Here is a 7,302-nt window from a genome sequence, read left to right on the forward strand (position 1 = left end):
GCCCGCCCGCGCCCCGGCCGCGCCCCCCGCCGCCGCCCCCGCCGCCCGCCCCCCCCCGGCCCCGCCCCCCCCGCCCCCCCGGCCGCCCGGCCCCCCCCCGGCGGAGTCCGCTATGCGGTCTTCCGCCGGTCGGATGACGATGCGTGGCAGAGCGTGTCGGGAGGGGTCGAGGGCACCGAAACCCTGGCGGAGGCCGCTCGGCGGGAGACCACCGAGGAGACAGGTTTGACCGCAGGATCTCCCCTTTACGAACTCGACATGGTGAGCGGCGTCGAGAAGAGCTGCTTCGATGCCGCCGCGAACTGGCCTGCAACGCTGTACATCGTTAGCAAGCACTTCTTTGCGATGGATGTCAGCGCTGAGGCGGAAGCGCTCGTGCTGTCGGCCGAGCACAAGGAATTCCGCTGGTTGTCCTACGAGAACGCGTAGGTGGCCTTGCGGTACGACGACGACAAAACCGCTTTGTGGGAGCTCGGTCAACGTATTGTCCGGCGGGACCTCCCCTGGCAGCATGATGACTCCGATGCCACCCGGTGTAATCCGCCGGCGCGCGCCACTCGCGGTATGAACGGATATCTGTTCCGGCCAAGATCATCCCACTCACATCGGCCATGTCCGCGCGCCTGGCACGCCGATCACGCCGTGACGCTGCGTAGCGCTCGGATCGCGGCAAAGGGGTATATGCCGTTACCCGAAAAGCCCCAATCGGGCCGCGCCTCCTCGGCGGCACGGCCCGATTCTGCCCGCGTCGTCAGGTTCTTTTTCTTCGACCTGACGCGCTTATCGAGGCATTCGGGTGCGCAATTTCTGGCTCCTCTGCGCGGAAACGGTACCGGTGGACGCGGCGCTGTCGAGGTTGCTTACCAGCCACGCGACGGCTACGCCGCGGTCGCCGACGGTCCAGAGGTCGCCGGTGCCGTCGCTGTCGACGTCGGCGGCGTACAGGGTCACGTCTTCGCCGGTGTGGAAGGTGTCGGACAGCAGGTAGGGCGTGTATCCGGCGGTACCGGCGGCCGTCCGGGTGAAGTCGTTCCAAAGGAAGAGCTTGCCGGTGGAGGCCTGCCGGAGGAACAGCGCGGTTCCGGACCCGGTCTGGGCCGTGGCGATGGTCCAGGTGTTCCAGTCGGTGCCGCCGGTCGGCGTCGGGACCGACAGGGCGAAGACCTCGGAGTAACCGCCGGCGGTTCCGTTGTTCGGGTAATAGGTGAGGAAGCTGCTGCCGTCGTCCTTACCGGCGATCCCGATCAGATCCGGATAGGTCGTGCCGTGAGCGCCGGCATTGGCGAGCTGAATCGGGTTGTTGATCGTCTGGAAGTCGTCCCAGTCAAAGCCGGTGAAGGTGCCCGCACTGATGTTGTGGTAGTTCTGGTCGAATTCGGCCTCGATCGTCGACCCGTCACCGTTGCCGCGCAGGACGACCGCGCCACCCGGAGCCCTCGTGTGGGCAGGCGGGTAGTAGACGAGAACGTCCTGCAGGTCGGTGCCGAAGAAGTGCCCGGTGAGGACCTGCGCGCCATCGAAATCGGTCGGGCTTCCCACGGTGCCGGGGCTGAACACGCCGTTGCCGTGGGATCCGATGTTGGCCGCGACGGGCGCGATCCGCCCATTGCCCTTGCCCGACGCGAGCCAGAGGCCGGAGGCGATGCCGTGGTCACCACCGATGGCGACCAGGTCGGTGAGATTGTCGCCGTTGAGGTCGGCGTCGACGGCGGGCGCCGGCGATGCAGCCATCGCGGGAGTCACGGACAGCGGCGCCAACACCACCGCTCCGGATAGGACGCCGGCGGCCGTGGCCAGCGAAAACGCCCGCACACCCGCGTGAGTTCGAATCCCCGTTTTCAAGATTTCTCCAAATCACAAGATCAAATGATCGTGGCAATTTACATGAAAGATCTTGCAACAGGTAGCATATTTTGGCATTCGATTTATATCGACCGATACGGGATCGTTAGCCTGCAGGTCAAATTGGTACGGAACGTAGTAATCCCAATGCGATGCGTCCACATCGATCCCCTGCGATCTAGGTGGCAGGCTAGACGCACCAATCGATTCTTGGCCGGCGATCTGTCCCTCGTACCGGAACCGGCACACATGCACTCACATCGGCATGTCCGTGAGCCGGCGCAACCGCGCATCGCGACGCTGTGTAATGAGCGGATCGCGGCAATCCGGACACTTGATCTTTCTCCTGCGGGGCCTCCCGCCCGTTCGAGGGTGTGGTGGACATCTATGGTCTCTGCATGTCGATCACCGACCAGGATTTGGTCCTCGAAGCGGCGGGAGCCGGTGCCGCAGTCGTCCGCTTGCACTACGGATCATCGCTGACACGCTTCCAGAAGTCCGCTGGTGACTTCGCCACCACGGCCGACGTCGAGGCCGAAAAGGCCATCATCGAGGTTTTGCGTGCGGCGCGGCCGGAGGATCTGGTACTGGGTGAGGAGAGCGGGCGCACCGGCGACGGTGTGACCGATCGATTGTGGTTGGTCGACCCGTTGTGCGGAACGTTGAACTACGCCGTGCGGAACATGCTGGCCTCGGTGAACGTGGCCCTACAAACCGGTGGGCAGGCCACGGTGGCCGCCTCCGCGGACCCGTTCACGAACGAGGTGTTCTGGACTGACGGTGCTGCTGCATACGTGCGCCGCGATGGGGCGGACGAGCGACTTACCCCATCGGCCGAGTCGAGGCTGGTCGACGTCAATCTCGACCCGCCGTTCCCCAACTATGGGGTCTTCTCGGCCGCCCGGATGCTTGCCGATGAAGGATTCATTGAACAGTTTCGCCCCCGGGTCGTCTCTACCACGCTGGCCGTGGCTTGGGTCGCCGCCGGCCGCCGCGCCGCCTACGTCACCGATGGCCACCTACGCGACAGCGTTCACTTCGCGGCCGGAATCGCCCTCTGCCAGGCGGCCGGTTGTGTAGTCACCGGGATCGACGGCCAGCCAATCCATACCGGGGCGGGTGGTCTCGTTGCGGCTGCAGACGAGCAGACCCATGCCGCCCTACTGGCCCTGATCGCGAACCAGCGCCCACGAAAGAATTGATCCGGCATCCGGTTCTCGGAGCGGACGTCGTACAACCCGGCGGTCGGTGACAGGGTCAGCCCTCATCCTGGCCGCGCACGGTCGGCGGCGGATCTGGACGCTGTACGAGTTCGTGGTGACCCCGATGATCACTACTCTTGAGCGGTGTCTCGGACTCTCGATCAGCTTTTGAGTGCACTCGCCACAGCGGGTCGTAGCGTGGATGTGTCGCTGCTGATCGACGAGATCGAGGCCCTCGTAGAAGACGATCCGGAGGGCAGCCGTGCCGCCGTCTGGTCCTTTGCCGGTGACGAGGGGATGCGGCTGCGGCTGGTCGGTTTCCTCGGAGACCCTCGCGACTTCGATGTTCTCGTGGCGGGTCTCGCCGATCCGCGGCTGCGATACACGGCATTGGAGGGTCTCGCAAACCAGCCGGACGACGAGCAGGTCGACGCTGTTGCCCGGTCGTTGCTTGACGACTCCGACCCGATGGTCCGTTCGAAGGCTGCCGGCATAGTGGCCTTCCAAGCGCGGCCCGGAGCACTTGTGGCATTGCTGCCGCTCGCTGACGACCCGGATCCGCACGTACGAATGGTCCTCGGCTGGTATCTGGGCGGGCTGCGCGACCGGGCGGCCGAGCCCGCCCTTCGCGGGCTACTCGCCGACCCGGAGGATCAGGTGCGCAAGTTCGCCGCTCGCGGCCTCGCGAGGCTGAACAGGCGGTAGCGCAACGACAGACTGGCGGCGCCACGGACGATCCGCGGACGGTACGCAGTGACCCACGAGCTAGCGATAGGGTCCACGGCGTGGAGTTGCGCGACGCACTGCGGCGCCGGCCGGTCACGCCTGAGCGACGGATCGCGGTCGGGGCGGCGGTGCTGCGGATCGAGCAGCTCGTCAGCCGCGGTGAGGACGCCACTGCCGCGATCGAAACGCTCAACGAGACGACCGGTCACAGCTTCGGGGTCGACGACTTCCACCATCACTGCGGCGCGCCCGGCCGTGAAGAGCTGGTCGAATGGGCGTGTGCGCCGCCGCCGGTCCGGCTGCCCGACGTCACCCGCGACGAGTTGGTCGAGATCGTGCGTCGCATCCTCGCCGACCCGGCCGATGACTGGTACATCGCGGCGTTCGAGCTCAACACCGTGATGCCGGGCGCGAGCGGTCTGATCTTCAACCCGCTGTCTGGGCTGGGGGACGCAACCGCGGACGTAATCGTCGACGCTGCGCTGGCCTACCGCCCGATCGCCCTGTGACGGAGCCGGCGCACTGGTACTTAGCCGCCAGCGACGCATCGTCCTGATGGACATCCGTATGCCGGGCATCAGCGGCCTGGAAGCGACCGGGCGCATCACCGCTGACCCGCTGCTGGCCGGCACCCGGATCATCTTCGACGCCCTCCGTTGCGGCGCCAGTGGCTTCCTGCTCAAGGACAGCAATCCGGCCGACCTGCTGCCCGCCGTCCGAACGGTCGCCGGCGGCGGCGCGCTCATGTCACCGTCGGTGGCCCGCACGTTAATGCGGGAGGTCGTCACGCTGCGGCCCCGCACCAAGCTGCCGCACCCCCAGCTGTCCACCCTCACAGAGCGCGAACGCCAGACCGTGGTGCTCGCGGCGCACGGCCTCGCCAAGAGGAGATCGGGGAGCGGTTGCGGATCAGCGCGACCACCGCGCGTACCCATATCGGCCGCGCCATGGTCAAACTCGGCGCCCGGGACCCGACGCAGCTCGTCGGGTTCATCTACCAGTCCGGCCTGATGGACGAGCCATTCGCCTGATCAGGATCTCAGCCACGACCAGGTTGACCAGCCAGCCGATCGTCTGACCGCCCGGGATCGTGCTGGCCACGTCCGCGGTCCCGCCGGCGGCGACCCGGGCTACCAGCAGCAACGGCGTGAGAAGGCGCGCCGTCACCGCCAGGAACGTCAGCGCGTAGTTACGCATCATCCAGGCCCGATGAGCGGCGAAGTCCCGCCGGCGGGCCGCCCGGTACGCCAACCCGGCCGTGACCAGCCACAGCACCGCCGCGGTGATCAGACCGACCTGGGTTAGCGTCTGCCCCGACCACACAGCGACCGGAACCGCGGTGACCGCCGCCGGGAGCACCCCGCCCAGCAGATAGACCCGGCCCAGTACCCCGTGGATCCGCACCCGACGGAGGAACTGCACCGGGCCGAGCACGAGTGCCACCGCCGCCGTGAAAACGTGCACGACCAGGATGGCGTAGTGCAGGCCGCCGGGCACGTCGAGGCGGCTCCTGCCGACGTCAAGACTCAGGTACGGAAACGCCAGCGCCACACCCGCGCCCATCGCGACCGCGAACAGCAGCCACTTCCACTTCACCGGCGCCGACCGGCGACTATCGCGACAACCCCGGTGACCGCGGCGAACAGCAGCCCGGCCACCATCACGGCATTGCCGGCCACCGTCCCGGCATTGTCCGACCGGAAGTTCGGGATCAGCAGCCCGGCCGCCCACCCGCCGAACACAATCCACAGCGAGATCAGCACCGAGAAGATCGGCGCCCACCAACGGCCGGCGGCGAGCACCACCAGGGCGGCACAGACCGCGAGGAACCCGATGCCCGGCGGGAATCCGTGAAACTTCGGCGGATCGGCAATCCACTGGATCACCAGCCCGAGTATTCCGATGAACAGGCCGACCAGGGACATCTTCGTGGCGTTCGGCGTTGCCGAGAAACGCAGCCCGATAGTGCTCATCACCGTTCTCCCGTCAATTGATGCGGCTGGCGGGCCCGCGCGGGTTGTCGGACTGCCACAAGCCCACAGAGCATCACCGCCACAAAACTGATCATCTGCAGCCAGCCGCCGGCGAGCGCGGCTCCGACCGGCCCCGTCAGCCGATCCCGGAAGTCCGCATCGGCCAGCCCGCCAACCAGGAACAGCGCTGACACCACCACCGCCACCAGCGGAACGAACCGCCATCTGACCGCCGCTACCAGCACCGCGACACTCAGATAGATCAGCGGCCCGGGCCCGTCGTACCCGGCCACCAGACTGCGCGACTCGACCACCTCCGGCCCTGCGTCCCCGACTGCCGCCAGGACCAACGCAACACAGGTCGCAACGACCCAACCCCGCCGTCGGGCCGCCAACCTCGTACGCCGCTTTGCCATGCCCCGATCCTCGACGGCGAGGCAGGCTTAGGGGTCCGTCCCAAAGCGGCCCGTCCAATACGCAAATTCGCGTAGCGCCGGAGACTCGCAGCTCGATCAGGCGGACGGGAGTCGCTACCACGACCGGGCATGGCTCGGCGTCGCCGGCGCCCCACACGACGGCGGCCGGCACAGCGTGTTGATTCGTCGCAACAACACCACAGGTGAGCCGGACGGCATCTGACTGGCCACCGCCGACGACTATCGGTTACCTCAGGTATCTGTGAGTTTCCGCAGGCCTGACAAATCCAACCGGCCTGCGCGCCGGGCGCCGCCGCCTTCATGAACTCTGCCGGGGTCTGCGTCTTGGCGGACGCCGGCGCGGCTGCGGGCGGGCTCGCCGGGCAGCGCGGGATCTTGCCCCGACGGCTTCACGTAGGCGTGCGAGACGTAGCGGCCGGTGCCGATCCGGTCCCAGGCGGTCGTGGTGCGCACCGTGCCCTTGACCAGCTGCCCGGTGATGACGCAGGCGACGGTCACCTGCTGGTTGTTGCGCACCGATCCCACGATCTTCGCGCTCTGCGAGGGCGCGGAGCGCACCTTGAGCGACTCGGCGACGATGGTGCACGCCTTGCGGTGGCAGACACCGGCCGCCCAGCGCGGCGGCGGTGGTGGTGGTGGCGGTATCCGCCACCGCCAAACCCAGCATGGGAACGGACCGGGATCCGAGACGACCGGGACGACGCAGCCTCGTGGTTCGGCCAGTGCGTAGCCCGAGCCGGTGTATGGGCGAGCCGGGTTCGGCCTTCTCCGTAAGCGCGTCCTGCTCACCCGCTGATCAGATGCCCTGGGGACAGTTGCGATCACGAGATGAGGGCCAGAACCAGAGCCAGTCTTCGGGCGTCCTTGACACGGGGCGGCGGCGCCCGGATCGCCTCAGCGTCGCGGCCGCGCAGCGAGCACAACGGCCGGTCGTGCGCGCCGTACCCGAATGCCAGGTCCTGCGGATGGAGGGCGGTGGCTGACCGAAAGGTCGGGCTGCAACGCATAGGCAACCGTGCGGGACCGCGGGGTGCACCGGACGGCCGCGAATCTTCTTCATGTGACCGGCCAACGGGGGCCGGGAACGAACCCGGGGGAGATTCACTTGACTCGCTACACGGT

Annotated in this window: 10 protein-coding genes; 5 read left to right on the plus strand and 5 right to left on the minus strand. The window is 67.5% G+C overall.

Annotation, left to right across the window (positions count from 1 at the left end; translation table 11 throughout):
• A partial coding sequence (locus AB0F10_RS42840) for an NUDIX domain-containing protein (protein WP_360639573.1) occupies positions 1 to 429 on the plus strand: 429 nt, incomplete at its 5' end.
• 351 nt (positions 430 to 780) lie between these two features.
• On the opposite strand, the gene AB0F10_RS42845 is transcribed toward AB0F10_RS42840, so the two are convergent.
• Positions 781 to 1,731 (minus strand): hypothetical protein, encoded by a 951-nt coding sequence (locus tag AB0F10_RS42845; RefSeq protein WP_360639576.1) that lies wholly within the window; start codon positions 1,729 to 1,731, stop codon positions 781 to 783.
• 509 nt (positions 1,732 to 2,240) lie between these two features.
• Here AB0F10_RS42845 and AB0F10_RS42850 point away from each other — a divergent pair.
• The 4 genes from AB0F10_RS42850 to AB0F10_RS42865 all read left to right on the plus strand — a co-directional run bounded on the left by AB0F10_RS42850 (position 2,241) and on the right by AB0F10_RS42865 (position 4,801).
• Positions 2,241 to 3,044 (plus strand): inositol monophosphatase family protein, encoded by an 804-nt coding sequence (locus AB0F10_RS42850; RefSeq protein WP_360639578.1) that lies wholly within the window; start codon positions 2,241 to 2,243, stop codon positions 3,042 to 3,044.
• A gap of 198 nt (positions 3,045 to 3,242) precedes the next feature.
• Positions 3,243 to 3,749 carry a HEAT repeat domain-containing protein gene (locus AB0F10_RS42855; protein WP_360639581.1) on the plus strand — a complete coding sequence of 169 codons (507 nt, stop codon included), beginning with the start codon at positions 3,243 to 3,245 and terminating at the stop codon, positions 3,747 to 3,749.
• Positions 3,750 to 3,829: 80 nt separating this feature from the next.
• Positions 3,830 to 4,279 (plus strand): hypothetical protein, encoded by a 450-nt coding sequence (locus tag AB0F10_RS42860; RefSeq protein WP_360639584.1) that lies wholly within the window; start codon positions 3,830 to 3,832, stop codon positions 4,277 to 4,279.
• Between the two features lie 393 nt (positions 4,280 to 4,672).
• Positions 4,673 to 4,801, plus strand: a complete 129-nt coding sequence (locus AB0F10_RS42865) for a hypothetical protein (protein WP_360639587.1) — start codon at positions 4,673 to 4,675, stop codon at positions 4,799 to 4,801.
• On the opposite strand, the gene AB0F10_RS42870 is transcribed toward AB0F10_RS42865, so the two are convergent.
• The 4 genes from AB0F10_RS42870 to AB0F10_RS42885 all read right to left on the minus strand — a co-directional run bounded on the left by AB0F10_RS42870 (position 4,761) and on the right by AB0F10_RS42885 (position 7,005).
• The gene (locus AB0F10_RS42870) at positions 4,761 to 5,366 is read right to left on the minus strand and encodes a DUF2306 domain-containing protein (RefSeq protein WP_360639590.1); all 606 of its coding nucleotides are present in this window, start codon (positions 5,364 to 5,366) and stop codon (positions 4,761 to 4,763) included. The genes AB0F10_RS42865 and AB0F10_RS42870 overlap by 41 nt on opposite strands.
• Positions 5,363 to 5,743 carry a hypothetical protein gene (locus AB0F10_RS42875; protein WP_360639593.1) on the minus strand — a complete coding sequence of 127 codons (381 nt, stop codon included), beginning with the start codon at positions 5,741 to 5,743 and terminating at the stop codon, positions 5,363 to 5,365. The genes AB0F10_RS42870 and AB0F10_RS42875 overlap by 4 nt, the downstream gene beginning before the upstream one ends.
• Positions 5,743 to 6,057 carry a hypothetical protein gene (locus AB0F10_RS42880; protein ID WP_360639596.1) on the minus strand — a complete coding sequence of 105 codons (315 nt, stop codon included), beginning with the start codon at positions 6,055 to 6,057 and terminating at the stop codon, positions 5,743 to 5,745. Before AB0F10_RS42880 ends, AB0F10_RS42875 begins: the two co-directional genes overlap by 1 nt.
• Positions 6,058 to 6,411: 354 nt before the next feature.
• On the minus strand, positions 6,412 to 7,005 hold the full coding sequence (locus AB0F10_RS42885; protein WP_360639599.1) for an SH3 domain-containing protein: 594 nt from the start codon (positions 7,003 to 7,005) through the stop codon (positions 6,412 to 6,414).
• Positions 7,006 to 7,302: the final 297 nt, after the last annotated feature.

Origin of the sequence: Actinoplanes sp. NPDC026623 (genome assembly GCF_040638275.1) — a bacterium.
GTDB lineage: Bacteria > Actinomycetota > Actinomycetes > Mycobacteriales > Micromonosporaceae > Actinoplanes.

Coding starts and splice junctions, on each gene's coding strand:
- AB0F10_RS42845 (WP_360639576.1), bottom strand. CDS start 1,731: ATGGCTGCATCGCCGGCGCCCGCCGTCGACGCCGACCTCAACGGCGAC.
- AB0F10_RS42850 (WP_360639578.1), top strand. CDS start 2,241: ATGTCGATCACCGACCAGGATTTGGTCCTCGAAGCGGCGGGAGCCGGT.
- AB0F10_RS42875 (WP_360639593.1), bottom strand. CDS start 5,743: ATGAGCACTATCGGGCTGCGTTTCTCGGCAACGCCGAACGCCACGAAG.